General features: G+C 61.2%; 13 protein-coding genes, 5 tRNA genes and 1 pseudogene. 10 read left to right on the top strand and 9 right to left on the bottom strand.

Annotation, left to right across the window (positions count from 1 at the left end):
- Positions 1-63 precede the first annotated feature (63 nt).
- From QM996_RS06650 to QM996_RS06635, 4 genes are all read left to right on the top strand, one after another.
- A tRNA-Glu gene (locus QM996_RS06650) sits at positions 64-138 on the top strand.
- A gap of 200 nt (positions 139-338) precedes the next feature.
- Positions 339-413 (top strand) — tRNA-Glu (locus QM996_RS06645).
- A gap of 200 nt (positions 414-613) precedes the next feature.
- A tRNA-Glu gene (locus QM996_RS06640) sits at positions 614-688 on the top strand.
- A 202-nt stretch (positions 689-890) separates the two neighbouring features.
- Positions 891-965, top strand: a tRNA-Glu gene (locus QM996_RS06635).
- Between the two features lie 75 nt (positions 966-1,040).
- Here QM996_RS06635 and recJ read toward each other — a convergent pair.
- The 4 genes from recJ to QM996_RS06615 all read right to left on the bottom strand — a co-directional run bounded on the left by recJ (position 1,041) and on the right by QM996_RS06615 (position 6,145).
- Positions 1,041-2,843: a single-stranded-DNA-specific exonuclease RecJ gene (recJ, locus tag QM996_RS06630; protein ID WP_500269763.1), complete on the bottom strand. Its 1,803-nt coding sequence runs from the start codon at positions 2,841-2,843 to the stop codon at positions 1,041-1,043.
- A gap of 237 nt (positions 2,844-3,080) precedes the next feature.
- A complete protein-coding gene (locus QM996_RS06625) occupies positions 3,081-4,403 on the bottom strand; it encodes a homoserine dehydrogenase (protein WP_500269762.1) in 1,323 nt (440 codons plus the stop codon).
- A gap of 90 nt (positions 4,404-4,493) precedes the next feature.
- Positions 4,494-5,711, bottom strand: a complete 1,218-nt coding sequence (locus tag QM996_RS06620) for an LL-diaminopimelate aminotransferase (RefSeq protein WP_429817114.1) — start codon at positions 5,709-5,711, stop codon at positions 4,494-4,496.
- A 125-nt stretch (positions 5,712-5,836) separates the two neighbouring features.
- The gene (locus tag QM996_RS06615) at positions 5,837-6,145 is read right to left on the bottom strand and encodes an SHOCT domain-containing protein (RefSeq protein ID WP_500269761.1); all 309 of its coding nucleotides are present in this window, start codon (positions 6,143-6,145) and stop codon (positions 5,837-5,839) included.
- 110 nt (positions 6,146-6,255) lie between these two features.
- Between QM996_RS06615 and phaC the strand changes: the two genes are divergently transcribed.
- The 4 genes and pseudogenes from phaC to radC all read left to right on the top strand — a co-directional run.
- The gene (gene phaC, locus QM996_RS06610) at positions 6,256-8,106 is read left to right on the top strand and encodes a PHA/PHB synthase family protein (RefSeq protein WP_500269760.1); all 1,851 of its coding nucleotides are present in this window, start codon (positions 6,256-6,258) and stop codon (positions 8,104-8,106) included.
- Positions 8,107-8,127: 21 nt separating this feature from the next.
- A complete protein-coding gene (gene sfsA, locus QM996_RS06605) occupies positions 8,128-8,847 on the top strand; it encodes a DNA/RNA nuclease SfsA (RefSeq protein WP_500269759.1) in 720 nt (239 codons plus the stop codon).
- 31 nt (positions 8,848-8,878) lie between these two features.
- Complete coding sequence (gene map, locus QM996_RS06600; protein WP_500269758.1) at positions 8,879-9,718, top strand: type I methionyl aminopeptidase; 840 nt, start codon at positions 8,879-8,881, stop codon at positions 9,716-9,718.
- Positions 9,715-10,500: pseudogene (gene radC / locus QM996_RS06595) on the top strand (RadC family protein); the annotation flags it as partial. The gene map and the pseudogene radC, both read left to right, overlap by 4 nt.
- A 51-nt stretch (positions 10,501-10,551) precedes the next feature.
- Here the strand turns inward: radC and QM996_RS06590 are convergent.
- A complete protein-coding gene (locus QM996_RS06590) occupies positions 10,552-11,595 on the bottom strand; it encodes a magnesium and cobalt transport protein CorA (protein ID WP_500269757.1) in 1,044 nt (347 codons plus the stop codon).
- A 204-nt stretch (positions 11,596-11,799) separates the two neighbouring features.
- On the opposite strand from QM996_RS06590, the gene sthA reads away from it, so the two are divergent.
- Positions 11,800-13,215, top strand: coding sequence for a Si-specific NAD(P)(+) transhydrogenase (gene sthA / locus QM996_RS06585; RefSeq protein WP_500269756.1), 1,416 nt, complete (start codon positions 11,800-11,802; stop codon positions 13,213-13,215).
- A 161-nt stretch (positions 13,216-13,376) separates the two neighbouring features.
- On the top strand, positions 13,377-14,180 hold the full coding sequence (locus QM996_RS06580; RefSeq protein ID WP_500270261.1) for an endonuclease/exonuclease/phosphatase family protein: 804 nt from the start codon (positions 13,377-13,379) through the stop codon (positions 14,178-14,180).
- 208 nt (positions 14,181-14,388) lie between these two features.
- On the opposite strand, the gene tig is transcribed toward QM996_RS06580, so the two are convergent.
- The 4 genes from tig to QM996_RS06560 all read right to left on the bottom strand — a co-directional run bounded on the left by tig (position 14,389) and on the right by QM996_RS06560 (position 18,007).
- Positions 14,389-15,867: a trigger factor gene (gene tig / locus QM996_RS06575; RefSeq protein WP_500269755.1), complete on the bottom strand. Its 1,479-nt coding sequence runs from the start codon at positions 15,865-15,867 to the stop codon at positions 14,389-14,391.
- Between the two features lie 178 nt (positions 15,868-16,045).
- Positions 16,046-16,130: transfer RNA gene (locus QM996_RS06570), tRNA-Leu, on the bottom strand.
- 183 nt (positions 16,131-16,313) lie between these two features.
- Positions 16,314-16,901 carry a GDYXXLXY domain-containing protein gene (locus tag QM996_RS06565; RefSeq protein ID WP_500269754.1) on the bottom strand — a complete coding sequence of 196 codons (588 nt, stop codon included), beginning with the start codon at positions 16,899-16,901 and terminating at the stop codon, positions 16,314-16,316.
- Complete coding sequence (locus QM996_RS06560; RefSeq protein ID WP_500269753.1) at positions 16,898-18,007, bottom strand: DUF2157 domain-containing protein; 1,110 nt, start codon at positions 18,005-18,007, stop codon at positions 16,898-16,900. The genes QM996_RS06565 and QM996_RS06560 overlap by 4 nt, the downstream gene beginning before the upstream one ends.
- Positions 18,008-18,189: the final 182 nt, after the last annotated feature.

Here is an 18,189-nt window from a genome sequence, read left to right as displayed (position 1 = left end):
AATATGAAATTTGCCGCTTGCGGTTCGCAAATCCTCTGGCTATAAGGCGCCCACACAGCGAGTGCGCCCTTCGTCTATCGGTTAGGACACCAGATTTTCATTCTGGGAAGAGGGGTTCGACTCCCCTAGGGCGTGCCACTGTGTTGATCTCCTCCCCACACACAAATCGCTATTTTCCTCGCCTGAGGCAGTGACTTGCTGCTTCGGACGCGTCTCTGATTCCGACCCTTCCAGCGCCAAATTTTTCTCGCTGTTTTTAACAGGAAAAGCACAAAAATCCTGCGATTGGCGCTTGCGGTCTCCAGAGTCGCTGGATATAAGGCGCCCACACAGCGAGTGCGCCCTTCGTCTATCGGTTAGGACACCAGATTTTCATTCTGGGAAGAGGGGTTCGACTCCCCTAGGGCGTGCCACTGTGTTGATCTTCGTTCCCATGAAATTCGACATTTTCTTCATCTGAAACAGCAACTTGCTGTCTCGGACGCATCTCCGATTCCAGCTATTCAGACGCTGAATTTTTTCCTGATGTTTTTAACAGGAAAAGCACAAAAATCCTGCGATTGGCGCTTGCGGTCTCCAGAGTCGCTGGATATAAGGCGCCCACACAGCGAGTGCGCCCTTCGTCTATCGGTTAGGACACCAGATTTTCATTCTGGGAAGAGGGGTTCGACTCCCCTAGGGCGTGCCACTGTGTTGACCTCTTCCCCCACATTTCCAATATTACGGTCGTAGTATCCGCGCGATTGCAACTCATGTTCGATCGCGGCTCGGCACCCTGGAAGCGATGCCTCTGAATTGATGTCGAGGTTTGAGCTGAAAGAGGATAATATGCGCGGGTGAATTGCTCACGGTCACCAGACTGCGTTGCAAGTCATCAGCGAGAAGCATGGGCGCCCATCGTCTAGCGGTCAGGACGCCGCCCTCTCACGGCGGTAACACGGGTTCGAGTCCCGTTGGGCGTGCCAATCGCTGCTCGCAAGAGCAGCAGCCGGTCATTCAATCATCGATGGGTGAACCCGAGCGATTCTCGCGCGGCGATCTTACAGTGCCTTCGCGGCATCCGTGACGCGCAATTGCACACGACGCTGGCCTTGCCACAGATCCGCCGACACCGAGCCGGCGATATGAATGGACGCGCCGCGGCTTGCGAGCAGGAAATCGCCGAGCGGCGTTTCCGTTGCCCGGAACGCAATCCCGTCGAGCCGGCTGCCGTCCTGACCTTCCAACGTTACCTTAACGTGGTTGGCCCCCACCTGCCGGCTGTCGCGCAGCCGGTGCTGCGGAAAGGCGAAGACCGGTTGCGGATGCGCCGAGCCATAGGGGCCGGCCTGCTCCAGGAGATCGATGAGCTCCAATGTCGCGCCGGAGGCAGCGAGCGCACCGTCGACCTTAAGTGTCTGGATGGCGACGAGGTCGCGTACTGCCGCCTCCGCGCGTTCATCGAAGAATTGCCTGAGCTTGCCGAGCTTGGCGCGCTCCACCGTAAGGCCGGCAGCCATCGCATGGCCGCCGCCTTTGATCAGCAGGCCGCCGTCAACCGCGGCCCGGACCATCTTGCCCATGTCAAAGCCGTTGATCGAACGCCCCGAGCCAGTGCCGCGGCCATTCGGATCGAAGGCGATGGCGAAGGTCGGCCGGCGGAACTTCTCCTTGATGCGAGCGGCGAGCAGTCCGACGATGCCGGGGTGCCAGTTTTCCCGCGCCGTGACGATCACCGAGGCGCCCTCGCCCGTGCCGTACTCCGCGAGAACCTCGGCCTCGGCTTCGGCCAGCATGACGGCTTCCATGGCCTGCCGCTCGCGGTTGAGCTCATCAAGCTGCGCGGCGATCCTTTCCGCCGTACCGGCATCGTCCATCGCCAGCAGACGGCTGCCAAGGGCAGCGTCGCCGATGCGGCCGCCGGCATTGATTCGTGGTCCCACGAGAAAGCCTAAGTGATAGGGCGTGACCGGGCCACCGATCGCCGCCTTGCGCAGCAGCGCCGCAAGCCCGACATTGCCCATGTGACGCGCGGCGATCAGTCCCTTGACGATATAGGCCCGGTTGAGCCCCTTGAGCGGCACGACGTCACAGACGGTCGCGAGCGCCACCAGATCGAGCTGCGCCAGCAGATCGAAGGATGCAGCGCGGCCGTCGCCGGCACTGCGCAGTACGCGCAAGGTGTTGACGAGAACCAGATAGACGACGCCGGCGGCACAGAGATGTCCCTGTCCGGAAAGATCGTCTTCCCGATTGGGATTGACCAGCGCGTGACAGGCTGGCAGGGCCGAACCCACCTGGTGGTGGTCGATGACAACAACATCGACGCCGCGTTTCGCCGCCACCGCAAGTGCTTCATGGCTCGTCGAACCACAGTCAACGGTCACGATGAGCTCGGCGGCATTGTCGATCAACTGTTCGATCGCTGCCGGATTCGGCCCGTAGCCCTCGAAAATCCGATCGGGAATGTAAATCTCCGCGTCGATGCCGAAATGACGGAGGAACCGGGTCATAAGCGCCGACGAGGCGGCACCGTCGACGTCGTAGTCACCGAACACCACGACCTTCTCACGCCGCGTGATGGCCGCCGCGAGACGATTGGCGGCTTTGCGGCAATCGGTGAGCGTATCCGGATCCGGCATCAGCGATCGAAGCGTCGGATCGAGGAAGCTCGCGGCATCGTCGAGCACGACGCCACGGCCGGCAAGCACGCGACCAAGGAGATCGGAATAGCCGTGGACCTGGCTGATGGCGAGCGCCCGGTTCTGACCCGCCTGGTCAAGCCGCGACACCCAGCGCTGGCCGCTGATCGACTGCTCGACGCCGAGAAAGGCCCGCTGTACCGGATCCACCAATTCTTCCATGTTCGTCCACCCGCCTGCGCTTAACGTTTCTTAGCGCATAACCCCGACAATCGTGACCGTTTTTGGAACGGCATACACAGAGATCCACGGTCCGCGCCCCGTTTTCGGCGCCGCTCGCCTGACATGCCCATACGAGAAAGCCTCGCCGGCGTGCTTGCACGGCGAGGCTTCCAATCTATCGGCGGCAATCCGGCGCTACGCGCCGCCCTGCCTTGCTGCCTGAAGTCTATTTCGTCCTCAGTTCGCCTTCGGACGCTCGATGCGGATGACCTGCGGCTCGCCGACGAGATAGCCCTCGCTCTTGATCGCCTTGATGGCATCGCGCACGGAATGTTCCGAGGTCGCATGTGTCACCAGGATGATCGTCTGCGGCTCGCCGCTCTCCATCAGGTGCTTGGAATGCTGCATGATCGATTCCAGCGAGATGCCGTTATCCGCCATGCGCGTCGCGATGCTGGCAAAGACGCCGGTGCGGTCGACGACCTTCAGGCGGATGAAGTAGCCGCCCTCGTGGCTCTGGATCTGCGCGCGCTTGTAGGGAAGCAGCGCATTGGTCGGGCGACCGAAGGCCGGAACGTGCTGAGCACCGGGGCGGCTTTTCGCGATATCGGCGATATCGCCGAGAACGGCCGAGGCGGTCGCGTTGCCGCCGGCACCGGGGCCGACCATCAGCAATTCGCCGAGAATATCGGATTCGATCGCGACTGCATTGGTCACGCCGTCGACCTGGGCGATGACGGAATCATAGGGCACCATCGTCGGGTGGACGCGCTGCTCGATGCCGCTCTCGGTACGCTGCGCGACCCCCAGGAGCTTGATCCGATAACCGAGATCGGCCGCCGCATGGATGTCGTCGATCGAGATATTGGTGATACCTTCGAGATAGATGTCGTCGGCAGCGATCGCCGTACCGAAGGCAAGGCTCGTCAGGATCGACAGCTTGTGCGCCGTGTCGTTGCCCTCGATGTCGAAGGCCGGATCGGCTTCCGCATAACCGAGGCGCTGTGCTTCCTTGAGGCAGGCTTCGAAGGAAAGCTCTTCCTTCTCCATCTTCGTCAGGATGTAGTTGCAGGTGCCGTTCATGATCCCGTAGACGCGCGAGATCGTATTGCCGGTCATGGACTCGCGCAGAGCCTTGATCACGGGAATACCGCCGGCAACGGCCGCCTCGTAGTTCAGAAGCGCGCCCTTTTCCTCGGCGATCTTGGCGAGTTCGATGCCATGGGCCGCAAGCAGCGCCTTGTTGGCGGTGACCACATGAATGCCACGCTGCAAGGCGGCCTTGACGGCGGAATAGGCTGGATCGCCGGAGCCGCCCATCAATTCGACGAAAACGTCGATATCGGCGTCACGCGCAAGCGAGACGGCATCGTCGAACCATTTGATTTGCGAAAGGTCGACGCCGCGATCCCTGTTGCGGTCGCGTGCCGTTACGGCCGTGGTCTCGATTGCCCGCCCGCACGTTGTCGCAAGCATCTCGTGACGATCCTGGAGGATTCGCACGAGCGAGGCACCGACGGTACCCAAGCCCGCAATGCCGATTTTGAGGGCATCTGCCATAGCCATTTCCTAACATGTAAGGGGCGAGCCGCGAGAACCGCGGTGCCGGTGTGGAAGGAGGCGCACCCAAGAGCGCGCCTCCCGTCTTATTTACCTGTGCGCGTTGAGCGAGATGACGTTGTGCATCGTCTCGTCGGCAGTCGACAGGAATTTCTTGATATTGCGCGCCGCCTGGCGGATGCGGTGCTCATTCTCGACCAGAGCGAGGCGCACATAGTCGTCGCCCTGCTCGCCGAAACCGATGCCCGGAGCAACCGCGACATCAGCCTTCTCGACCAGGAGCTTCGAGAACTCGAGCGAACCGAGATGGCGGAACTTCTCCGGGATCTTCGCCCAGGCAAACATCGTCGCTGCCGGCGGCGGCACGTCGAAGCCCGCCTTGCCGAAGCTTTCGACCATCACGTCGCGGCGGCGCTTATAGACGTTGCGGACTTCGGCGATGTCGCTGCCATCACCGTTCAACGCCTGGGTTGCCGCCACCTGGATCGGCGTGAAGGCGCCGTAATCGAGGTACGACTTTACACGGGTCAGCGCCGCGATCAGCCGCTCATTGCCGACGGCAAAGCCCATGCGCCAGCCGGGCATCGAGAAGGTCTTCGACATCGAGGTGAACTCGACGGTGCAGTCGATCGCGCCTGGAACCTCCAGCACCGACGGCGGCGGCGCGTCGTTGAAGTAGATTTCCGAATAGGCAAGATCCGAAAGCACGATGATGTCGTGCTTCTTCGCGAAGGCGATCACGTCCTTGTAGAAGTCGAGGGTCGCGACCTGCGCCGTCGGGTTCGACGGATAGTTGAGGATCAGCGCCAGCGGCTTAGGAATCGAGTGACGCACGGCGCGCTCGAGCGGCGGGAAGAAGGTCTCATCAGGCTCGACCGAGATCGAGCGGATGACCCCACCGGCCATCAGGAAGCCGAAGGCGTGAATCGGGTAGGTCGGGTTCGGGCACAGGACCACATCACCCGGCGCGGTGATCGCCTGGGCCATGTTGGCGAAGCCTTCCTTGGAGCCAAGGGTGGCGACGACCTGCGTTTCCGGATTGAGTTTGACGCCGAAGCGACGGGCGTAGTAGGCGGCCTGGGCACGACGCAGCCCGGGAATGCCCTTCGACGACGAATAACGATGCGTGCGCGGGTCCTGAACGACCTCGCAAAGCTTGTCGACAATCGACTGTGGTGTGGGAAGATCCGGATTGCCCATGCCGAGGTCGATGATGTCAGCACCGGCCGCTCGCGCGCTTGCTTTCAAACGGTTGACCTGTTCGAAAACATAGGGCGGCAAACGCCGGACTTTGTGAAACTCTTCCATCTCCAAACCTCGTTTGGCGCACGCTCCCGCCAGCGGCTCAAGCCTTCGCGAAACCGTGCGCTGTGGTGAACGGCCGTCTTGCGGCCATTGAACGCTTTGCGTCCAAATCACCCGAAAGGCAAGCGCTAATTCTGGATCTCTTTCAGCGTGTCGGCGCCGTGCTGTTCGGCGAGCGCGCGCATTTCCTTCAGACGGCGCTGATATTCCGCTTCCGAGATCGCGCCGGACTTGCGCGCAGCGCCAAGCGATGTCAGGCGCGCCTGCATGTCGGCCGCCTCCTCATTCGTCATCTGCGTCGTCGCGGCCGGCTTTTGGCCGTAGACCGAGGGATAGTTCTCGAAGTTCGTCGTCTGGCTGTTGCAGCCTGCAAGCGTACCTAACAGAACGATCCCGGCAAGCCAGGTGATGGAACGCTGTTTTCCGACGGTAAGCATACTGAAGAGAACCTCTGATCTGACGGCGCGACGATGCGCCTAGCCCTTGTAATCATTTTCGGGCAGAATGTAAAAATACAAAACAAACAAGATGCTGTGGAGGAAGCCGGGTGACAGCAGAGAGGAAAGCGGAAGGCACCACTGGCAAGGACAGCTTCACGGGTTTCGACCCCAAATCCGTCGAGCCTTACATTGTCAAGGACCCGGAAAGCCTCGCCGTCAACCTCGCCCGCGCCATGGAGCAACTCGGCAAGGCGGCCTCCGCCTGGCTCGCGCCGCGTGAATCGGGGCAGAAATCGGGCGTCTTCGCCGAGCCGGTCACCGACATGGTGAAAACGCTGTCCAAGGTCTCCGAATACTGGCTTTCCGATCCGCGCCGCACGCTTGAAGCGCAGACGCATCTGATGGGCAGCTTCTTCGAGATCTGGTCGCGGACGCTCCATCGCATGTCCGGCGACGTCGGGATGGCGGAGCCGGCCGCGCTCCAGCGCAACGACAAGCGCTTCACCGACGAGGATTGGGTGAAGAACCCGTTCTTCGATTTCATCCGGCAGGCCTATTTCGTCACATCGGATTGGGCCGAGCGCATGGTCGAGGATGCCGAAGGGCTCGACGATCACACCAGGCACAAGGCGGCCTTCTACGTCCGGCAGGTTTCGAGCGCGCTCTCGCCTACGAATTTCGTCACCACCAATCCGCAACTCTATCGCGAAACCGTCGCGTCGAGCGGCGCCAACCTCGTCAAGGGCATGCAGATGTTCGCCGAGGACGTCGCCGCCGGCCGTGGCGACCTCAAGCTGCGGCAGACGGACACCAGCAAATTCGCGATCGGCGAGAATATCGCAATCACGCCCGGCAAGGTCATCGCCCAGAGCGACGTCTGCCAGGTGCTGCAGTATGAAGCGACGACGGAGACGGTGCTGAAACGACCGTTGCTGATCTGCCCGCCGTGGATCAACAAGTTCTACGTCCTCGACCTCAACCCGCAGAAATCCTTCATCAAATGGGCCGTTGACCAGGGGCACACGGTGTTTGTGATCTCCTGGGTGAACCCCGACGAGCGGCATGCGACCAAGGACTGGGAGGCCTATGCCCGCGAAGGCATCGGCTTTGCCCTCGACACCGTCGAGCAGGCGACCGGCGAGAGCGAAGTCAACGCCATCGGCTATTGCGTCGGCGGCACCTTGCTGGCGGCAACCCTTGCGCTGCATGCTGCCGAAGGCGACGACCGCATTCGCTCCGCGACCCTCTTCACGACACAGGTCGACTTCACCCATGCGGGCGACCTCAAGGTCTTCGTCGACGAAGACCAGATTCGTCAGATCGAACAGAACATGAGCGTGACCGGCTATCTCGACGGCTCGAAGATGGCGACCGCCTTCAATATGCTGCGCGCCTCCGAGCTCATCTGGCCCTACTTCGTCAACAACTACCTCAAGGGGCAGGATCCCCTGCCCTTCGATCTGCTCTACTGGAATTCCGATTCGACGCGGATGCCGGCAGCCAACCACTCCTTCTATCTGCGCAATTGCTACCTCGAGAACAAGCTCTCGAAGGGTGAAATGGTGCTTGCGGGCCGGCAGGTGTCGCTCGGCGACGTGAAGATCCCGATCTACAATCTCGCCACCAAGGAAGATCACATCGCTCCGCCGCGCTCGGTTTTCCTGGGTAGCTCTTCCTTCGGCGGCAAGGTTACCTACGTGCTCTCCGGCTCGGGCCACATTGCCGGCGTCGTCAATCCGCCGGACAAGGGAAAATACCAGTTCTGGACCGGAGGCGCGCCCAAGGGGGAGTTCGACGACTGGTTCAAAGCCGCGAAGGAAACGCCGGGATCCTGGTGGCCGCATTGGCACCAATGGATCGAGAAGCTCGACAAGAGACGCGTTCCGGCCCGCAAGCCCGGCGGCCCACTGAATTCGCTCGAAGAAGCGCCGGGCTCCTACGTTCGCGCCCGGGCATGATACAGTTGCAGGACATATCTTTTGATCTTCGATCCGCCGCTCGCACAGGCAACCCTCGTGCAGCGCTACAAGCGCTTTCTCTTCGATGCGATCCAGCCGGACGGCACAGCCTTGACCGGATCCTGCCCGAATACGGGCTCGATGCGTGGTCTGACGACGCCGGGCTCACGCATATGGATGTCGGAACACGACAGCCCGACCCGGAAATACCGTCACATGCTCGAAATCGTCGAAGCCGACGGCACGCTGGTCGGGATCAATACCGGCTTGCCGAACCGGCTCGCCGAGGAAGCCATTCGTCTGGGCCTCGTTTCCGATCTGCACACATACCAGGACTCCACGCGGGAACAGAAATACGGTCGCAATTCGCGGATCGATATCTTGCTCACCGACCCCGTTCGCGGCCTTGCCTATGTCGAGGTGAAGAACGTGCATTTCAGCCGCAGGCCCGGTCTCGCCGAGTTTCCGGACAGCCCGACGGCACGCGGCGCCAAACATCTCGACGAACTCGGCGACATGGTCGAAGCCGGCCACCGCGCCGTCATGATCTATCTCGTGCAGCGCAGCGACTGCGACCGCTTGCGAATCTGCCGCGACTTCGACCCCGCCTATGCGCAAGCCTTTGACCGCGCCATGGCACGCGGGCTCGAGGCCTATGCGATCAAATGTCAGGTTTCGCCGACCCAAATCCGTCCGACCGGGTTGATGGCAGTGGACGAAACGGCCCTCGCTGCTCTATGAAATCCGACTTGGAACAAATGAAAGCTTTGGAATGGTGACTTACATCGAGGCAGGGTCTGCCCCCTATAAAAACACCGGCGTTATCCGGCTCTACGGACCGGAAGGTTTCGAGGGCATGCGCAAAGCCTGCCAGGTAACCGCGCGCTGCCTCGACGAACTCGTCTCGCGCGTTCAGCCGGGCGTCACGACCGACGAGATCGACCGCTTCGTCTTAGAGTTCGGCATGGACAATGGCGCCCTGCCCGCGACGCTGAACTACCGCGGCTACACGAAGTCCTCCTGCACCTCGATCAATCACGTCGTCTGTCACGGGATTCCCAATGACAAGCCGCTGCGCGAAGGCGACATCGTCAACATCGACGTCACCTATATCGTCGATGGCTGGCATGGCGACTCGAGCCGCATGTATCCGGTCGGCGAGATCAAGCGCGCGGCCGAGCGGCTGCTCGATGTCACCCATGAAAGCCTGATGCGCGGCATTGCCGCCGTACGCCCGGGCGCACGCACCGGCGCCATCGGCGAGGCGATCCAGACCTATGCCGAAGCGGAGCGCTGCTCGGTGGTGCGCGATTTCTGCGGCCACGGTGTTGGCAAGCTCTTTCACGATGCGCCGAACATCCTGCACTACGGCCGCGCCAATGAAGGGCCCGAATTGCGTGAGGGCATGATCTTCACCATCGAGCCGATGATCAATCTCGGCCGTCCGCATGTGAAGGTGCTTTCGGATGGCTGGACCGCCGTTACCCGCGACCGGTCGCTTTCGGCGCAATACGAGCACACGGTCGGCGTGACCGCCGAGGGATGCGAGATCTTCACGCTGTCGCCCGCCGGCCTGTTCAAGCCGGGCCTCAACAATGTCGGCGCCGCATGAAGAAGCGTCCGATCTCCCCTGAGGGCGATGAAGCGCTATCGGCGGACGAAAGGACGTTTTTTCCGCAATTGCAATTGGACAGGGGAGCTGCGCCTAAGAAGGCGCCGGCGCCTGAAGCGCATTATCACGGCCATCGCGATCGGTTGCGGGCGCGCTATCGCGAGCACGGTGACGCGGCGCTTGCGGACTACGAAATCTTGGAAATGCTGTTGTTTCGGCTGATCCCACGCAAGGATACCAAGCCGATCGCCAAGGCGCTCATCAGTCGTTTCGGAACGCTTGCCGGCGTTTTCGGCGCACCGATCGGGCTGTTGCAGGAGGTAGACGGTATCGGCGAGGCCGTTGCCCTCGATCTCAAGCTGATCTCCACCATCGGTCACCGCACCCTGAAGAGCGCGCTTCGGCAAAAGCACCTTCTCTCCTCCTGGAGCGCCGTCATTGATTATTGCCATGCTGCAATGGCCTACGAGACCAAGGAACAGTTCCGCATCCTCTTTCTCGACAAGCGCAACGCGTTGATCGCCGACGAGGTGCAGCAGACGGGCACGATCGACCATACGCCGGTTTATCCGCGTGAAGTGGTCAAACGCGCACTCGAACTCTCCGCCACCGCGATCATTCTCGTTCACAATCATCCGTCCGGGGACCCTACGCCGTCACGCGCCGATATCGACATGACCAAGCTGATCGTCGAAACCGCGAAGCCGCTCGGCATCGCCGTCCACGATCACATCATCATCGGCAAGGATGGACATGTCAGCCTGAAGGCGGCTGTTCTGAGAAGCAGTTCCAGACGGAAACCGCTTCACATTGTTCCCGGGAAGTGCTTCGGCCTACAGCCATTTCGCGCGTCGGAAGAAGCGATAGAGCGTCGCACACAGTCCGATGATCACCGCCAGCACGACGAAATAGCCATAGCGGAACTTCAGCTCCGGCATGTCGTCGAAATTCATGCCGTAGATACCGGCGATCGCGGTCGGCACGGCGAGGATCGCCGCCCACGACGCGAGTTTGCGGGAAATCTCCGTCTGTTCGGATTGTCCGATCATCAGGCTCGCTTCGAAGGTGAAGGCAAGAACCTCGCGCAGCGCATCGATATCCTCCTGCACGCGGCGCACGTGGTCGGTCACATCGCGAAAGAGCGGCTGCAGCGCGGCATCCATCCCGGGAAGATCGATGTGTTCGTGCCGGCGGCAAACGTCGACAAGCGGCAAGACCGCATTGCGCAGTCTCAGGAGGTTGCGGCGGAGCAGATAAAGACGCTCGATATCACGCTTGACCAATCGCTCGCGTAACAGCCGATCTTCCAGTTCTTCCACCTCCTCATGGATCGCCTCGATCACCGGCATGTAGTTGTCGACGATGAAATCGAGGATCGAATAGAGGATGTAGTTTTCGCCATGGGCGAGCGCGGACGGCGAAGATTCGCAGCGCTGGCGCACCGCCATGTAGGACGTGGACGCGCCGTGCCTGACCGAGACGACATAGCCTCGGCCGACGAAGAGATGGGTCTCGCCGAAAGCGATCTCATCGCCGACCATGTGGGCGGTGCGGGCCACGACGAAGATCGAGTCGCCATAGATCTCCAGTTTCGGCCGTTGATGCGCCTTGCCGGCGTCCTCGATGGCCAGATCGTGGAGGTCAAACTCTCGTTGCAGTTGGTGAAGCAGGTCCGCATCGGGCTCGTGTAGGCCAATCCAGATCACCGCGCCTGGCCGCGACCGCCACTTGCCGGCATCTTCGATTCGAATATCGCGCAGCCTTACGCCGTTCTCATAGACCGCCGCCGCAACGACACCCGGTCGATGCGCGGACTGTGCAGCCGCGCCCTCCTCGTCGACTGGCGGCACCGCCCTGTTCGTAAGCTCCAATCCCATCGTCAGCCTCCCCAGGCGAATACGACACCGATGGGGCTCGGCATGTCGTAACGAAGCCAAGCCTACGCGCATTCCCTTATATTCTCATCCAGCTGTTTCGGCTATGAAAACCACTTCATCAAACCGTGCCATTGACGGTATAGACGCTTGCAAGCGAGAATTTTTGCGATGCACAACGATTCCTCCCTTCAAACGGAAATGCCCATGAACCAGTTCGATCTCATCGTCGTCGGAAGCGGGCCTGCCGGCCGCCGCGGCGCCATCCAGGCTGCCAAGCTCGGCAAGAAGGTTCTCGTCATCGAACAGGGAAAACGCGTCGGCGGCGTTTCGGTGCATACGGGTACCATCCCCTCCAAGACCCTGCGGGAGACGGCACTCAATCTCTCCGGCTGGCGTGAACGCGGCTTCTACGGGCGCGCCTATCGCGTGAAGCAGGAGATCAGCGCCGACGATCTCAGGCAACGGCTGATCATCACCCTCAATCACGAGGTCGAGGTTCTCGAACACCAGTTTGCCCGCAACCGCGTGCAGCAGATGCGCGGTAAGGCAAGTTTCGTCGATCCGACCACGCTCGAGGTTGTGAAGGACGACGGCGAGACCCTGCTCGTTTCAGCGACCAGCATCCTGCTTGCCGTCGGCACGAAGCCATTCCGCCCGGACTACATGCCCTTCGACGGCAAGACCGTCCTCGACAGTGACGAACTGCTCGATATCGCGGAACTGCCGCGCTCGCTCGTGGTCATCGGCGCCGGCGTCGTCGGTATCGAATACGCGACGATCTTCAGCGCGCTGGACACACATGTCACGGTGATCGACCCCAAGACGACGATGCTCGACTTCATCGACAAGGAGATCGTCGAGGATTTCACCTACCAGCTGCGCGACCGCAACATGAAGCTGCATCTGGGCCAGAAAGCCGACAAGGTCGAGCGGCTCGACGACGGTAAGGTTCTGCTGACGCTCGACAACGGCCGCAAGATCGTCACCGACATGGTGCTCTTCGCTGCCGGCCGCATGGGCGCGACCGACATGCTGAACCTGCCTGCAGCCGGGCTTGAGGCCGACAGCCGCGGACGGCTCAAGGTCAATCCGGAGACATTCCAGACCTCGGTGCCGAATATCTATGCCGCCGGCGATGTCGTCGGATTCCCGAGCCTTGCCTCGACCTCCATGGAACAAGGCCGGATCGCGGCGCGCGTTGCCGTCGGCGCGATCGCCATGGAACCGCAGAAGTATTTCCCCTACGGCATCTACGCGGTGCCGGAAATTTCCACCTGCGGCCTTTCGGAAGAAGAGGTCAAGGAACGCGGCATCCCCTATGAATGCGGCATTGCCCGCTTCCGCGAGACCTCGCGCGGTCACATCATGGGGCTCGATTCCGGCTTGCTGAAGATGATCTTCTCGATGAAGACGCGCCGCCTGCTCGGCGTGCACATCATCGGCGAAGGCGCGACCGAGCTGGTTCACATCGGCCAGGCCGTGTTGAACCTCAAGGGCACGGTCGAGTATTTCGTCGAGAACACCTTCAACTACCCGACGCTTGCCGAGGCCTACAAGATTGCCGGCCTGGATGCATGGAACCGCATGGGCGAGATCAAGCAGGAACTGCCGAAAGCGTAAGCCGCAGCCGACAGATCTGAGCGCGCTCAAAAGACGACACCGACGGTCCATGGCGTCCAACTCGGTCACATACCGAGCAAGCGGTCACGCAAATTGCGCGCATGCCCACATGCCAACGAATCGGTTAGCTTTGCCGCTCCCGATAAAGAGACATGAACGCCATGCGCATCCTTTCGCTCAATGCCTGGGGCGGTAAGCTCCATTCCCCGTTGATGAAATATCTCGCGGAGGTCGATGCCGATGTCCTGTGCCTGCAGGAGATTGCGCGTTCGCCGACCACGGAAGCCGAGTGGCTGACGTATCGCGATGCGGATGTCGTACTGCCGCAGCGCGCAAACCTCTTCGACGAGATCGCGGCAGCGCTTCCGGGGCATGATGGCTTCTTCTGCCCGACGGCGCGCGGCACGCTTTTCGACGGCGACAGGTCCGTGGTCTCGGAATTTGGGCTCGCAACCTTCGTCCGACGGACGTATTCCGTCATCGGCCAGGCGCTCGGCTTCGTGCATGGCAGCTTTTCATCCGGCGGGTGGGGGCCACATCCACGAGCGCGGAATGCGCATTGCATCCGCCTGTTCGATCACGACATCGGCGCTGCGATCACTATCGCCCATATGCATGGGTTGAGAGAAATTGACGGCAAGAACGACACGGCGGCGCGGCACGCGCAAGCGGATGCGCTTGTGGCGCTCATCCGTCAGGTCTGGCCCGGAGACGAGCGGCTTGTCGTGTGCGGCGACTTCAACGTGCTTCCCGACAGCGTTACCTTCCAGGCACTCGGGCGGCTTGGGCTTATCGACCTTGTGGCCTCCCGTGGCCACACGGACACCCGAACGTCGCACTATCTGAAAAGCGGCCGCTTTGCCGATTACATGCTCGTGAATGGTGGCGTCGATATCGCCCGGTTCGAGGTCGTCGCACAGCCGGAAGTGTCCGACCACCGGGCCCTGCTCCTCGACATCGGCTAGGCCACGCCGCTGAAACCGGAATAGATCCGCCTCCCCGACGTCCCTCCAACGAAAAAGCCCTGCCGCAAGCGGCAGGGCATTTCGATTCCTGAGGCTTACTGCATGTCTCCTTAAGTCGACCTCGATTTGAGGACAAAGACATGCAGCAACTCAAAGTGCTACAGCGATCTTTGCGCGTCTTAAAAGACGCGCGGCGCTGTAGGTCCGATTACTCGGCGCTGTCGTCAGCGGCCTTCTTCTTGGCCGGAGCCTTCTTCTTCGGAGCCGCGGCTTCTTCACCTTCAGCGGCTTCAGCCTTGGCAGCAGCCTTCTTCTTGGCCGGAGCCTTCTTGGCAGTCTTGCCTTCGCCTTCTTCGTCGTCAGCCGTCAGCTCTTCCTTGGAAACCGTCTTGTCGGTTACCGAGATTTCGCCGAGCAGGTGGTCGACGACCTTTTCTTCGAACAGCGGAGCGCGGAGCGATGCAGCGGCGCCGGGGGTGTTCTTGAAGTAGTCGAGGATCTGCTTTTCCTGGCCCGGGAACTGGCGGAGCTGCTCGAACAGCGAACGCTGCAGTTCGTCGTCGCTGACCTGGACGCCGGCCTTTTCACCGATTTCCGAGAGAACCAGGCCGAGGCGGACGCGACGCTCAGCGAGCTTGCGGTATTCGGCGCGGGCTTCTTCTTCGGTGGTTTCTTCGTCAGCGAAGGTCTTGCCGGCCTGTTGCAGGTCGGTGTTGATCTGGCGCCAGATGTTTTCGAATTCGGCTTCGACGAGGCGCTCCGGCGTTTCGAACTGGTAGAGTTCGTCGAGCTGGTCGAGGATTTGACGCTTGACCTTCTGGCGGGTCAGGTTGCCGTACTGGCTTTCGATCTGGCCGCGGACGATTTCCTTCAGCTTGTCAGCCGATTCGAGACCGAGCTTGGTGGCCAGTTCGTCGTTGATTTCGATGTCCTGGGCAGCAGCAACGTCCTTGACGGTGATGTCGAAGGTCGCTTCCTTGCCGGCGAGGTTCGCAGCCGGGTAGTCAGCCGGGAAGGTGACGGTGATCGTCTTCTCGTCGCCAGCCTTGACGCCGACGAGTTGCTCTTCGAAGCCCGGGATGAAGCGGTTGGAGCCGAGAACCAGCTCAGCGTCTTCGTCCTTGCCGCCGTCGAAGGCAACGCCGTCGACCTTGCCGAGGTAATCGATGGTGACGCGGTCGCCGTTGGCAGCCTTGCCCTTCTTCGATTCGTAGCTGCGGGCGCTTTCGGCGATCTTCAGGATCTGTTCGTTGACTTCCTCGTCAGCGATCTCGACGACTTCGCGGGTCACCTTGATGCCGCTGACGTCCTTGAGTTCGATCGCCGGGATGATTTCGTAGGCAACGGTGAACTCGAGGTCAGCTTCCGCATTGAGGATCTTGTTGGCTTCGGCCTCGTCCTCGGTCATCGCGATTTCCGGCTGGGTCGCCGACTTTTCGCCACGGCCCGACAGGATCTCGGTCGGCTTGTCGCGGACGATCTCGTTGACGAGATCAGCCATGATCGATTTGCCGTAGACCTTCTTCAGATGCGCGACCGGCACCTTGCCCGGACGGAAGCCGTTGATCTTCACACGGTCCTTCACTTCGGCCAGGCGCTCGTTCATCCGAGCTTCCATGTCCTTGGCCGGGATAACGACCTTGAGTTCGCGCTTCAGCCCTTGAGCGAGCGTTTCGATAACCTGCATGTTCAAACCTTCATTTCACGTTGACTGTGCTCTTCCCCTTCATAAGGTCTGGCGAGCACGTGAGCCGATCCATTTGCCGGGAGTGGCTTTACGCAGTTCTGCAACCGTTTTGCAAGCAAAATGGCACTCCAGCCCCCTTCATCCCTGCAGAATCCGGACTTTAGGCGCGATCCCTGTCTGGTGCGGGTAGAGAGACTTGAACTCCCACGCCTTGCGGCACCAGAACCTAAATCTGGCGTGTCTACCAATTTCACCATACCCGCGTTCAGACAATCGCACCGCCTGATCGTTTTCCCGCAAGTCCAACCAGCGGAATCCCGCGGATACTATGGGCATGCTGAAAGTTCACGGCTTTCCCGAGCGCGGCGTCTCTATATCACTCGTTTTCGCGGGATCAAAGGGAAAATGCGGAATTTCACGTTGGAACGGAGCAGGACGACCAAGCCTCAATAGAGCGGCTCTTCGTAGACCGGGCTTCCGTTGACCGCGATCTCGCGGATCTGCGCACGGCCCTTTCCATCAACGCGGATGTCGACGGAAAGCGCCTCGGCATTGCGCGCCTCCTCCAATGTGCGCCCTTCGCCCTCCGGCACGTAGAAGCGCTCTATGCCGTAGTCGACATTCACCGCGGAAGGAGGCGACGACGGATAATAGGAGAATGGAAGCGAGCGGAGTACGACGCTATCGCCAGCGGGCGGCAAGGGTTGGAACGACGCTTCGGTCGCCGTCCAGAAACCGTCGGGCTGCTTTTCCAGCCGGACATAAAGCACCACCTCACCCGATTGCGTCGGAATGGCGCCCTTGAACAGCTCGGGCTGCAGCCTGGAAATATCGTAGCTCAGGATCACATAGTCGCCCCTGAGCAGGTCGCGCGGATCAACGGGCACGGTTTTCAGGAGGACGTCCCGTCCGCTTCTGAGGATCGAGGCCCTGCTCTCGATCATGTAGCCGAGTGCCGCCGTCTGCGCGCCGGCGACAAGCAGGGCGGCAAGCAGCGGGTTCAGCCAACGCTTATTCGATGCGCCGCTGCTCATCGCGAAACCTCCGCCTGGCGCGTCCGCGCCATGTGCCCTTCGATGCGAATGACCAACCACGCGATGCACGCGACGACCAGCCCTGAAATCAGGAAGAAGCCCGATGTGCCGAGCATTGATCCCAAGGTTTCAAAAGCGAGATAGAGAAGCTCTCCGGCAAAGGCGACATAGCCGAGATAGCGCACAGCCCCATTCTGCGCTCCGGCAAGCGCAATGCCGAGGAGCGCCACCAGCAACGTGCCTGCGCCGGTCGCGATCTCCGTCGTCGGGCCGACTGCCTCATATTGAAGCCCGGTGAAACCAAGCAGGGCGAGCGCAAAGGAATAGAAGGCGGGTGCCGAACCGGCATCGAGCGCAAGTTGGCGCAGGGGCGAACCCGGCAGGGTCGCCACCAGGAATGCCGCAAGACCGAGGACAGCGAGGCCAGCGGCGAAAGCAAGCGATGGGCTATCCAGGTAGAGCCATGCCAGCCAGGAAAGAACGAGCAGATAAGCAAGATGGCGAGCCCTGCCCGCATCCGTGAAACGAACCAGGAGAACGACGATTGCGGCCAGGACCGGTACGGACCACGAGTGCCAGTCGGAGATCGTGGGGAACGCACCTTCCGTCAACATCGTACCGAAATAAATCCACGCGAGCCCGCCGGCGGCGGTTGCCATCGCCGCCGAGCGAAATGCGAATGCCGAGAGACTGGCGCCCAAGAACCAGAGCAGCGCAGCATCAGCCGCATCACCCGACAGGTGATACATCTGCCCGATGAGGGCGATGCCGCCGCCAAAGGCGGCCGCTCCCAGGACCAGAGCTGCGGCGGCAAAGGCCGCCCTGCCGGCGCGCAACAGCCAGCCAGCGGCAAAATGGAAGCCCCAGATCAGGGCAACAATGCCGGCAACCCGCGCCAGACGCGGCAGCGCCTCCCAATTGGCGGCGACAAGCAACAGGATCGACGCGGATAGCAGAAGGGCGGCGAGAATGAGCAGGACGCGCCCGGCTCGGAAGGTTGACTCCCGCCCGTCATACTCGGCCAGCATGGCGCGTGCGGCATTGTCCTGCAGCAGGCCCTTGTCGATCCAGTGCTTGAAGTCTCGCTCGAGACGCGCGCGATACATGCTGCCCTCAGCCTTAAGCATCCGATGCTTGAAATGATCCGGTTTCGTCACCAACTAACCACGTATCGGCGCGGAAATACAACTGCTCTGTCGCGAGCGTGCTCCCGTACCGATAGGAACTGCTGAACGGCTTGCGCGATGCGCATATCTTCCATGCGGATATTGCACTGCACAAATCGATT

Origin of the sequence: Sinorhizobium chiapasense, from assembly GCF_045277575.1 — a bacterium.
GTDB lineage: Bacteria > Pseudomonadota > Alphaproteobacteria > Rhizobiales > Rhizobiaceae > Ensifer > Ensifer chiapasense_A.
The sequence above is the reverse complement of the archived record's forward strand: the minus strand, read 5'-3'. Positions and strand labels throughout refer to the sequence as shown.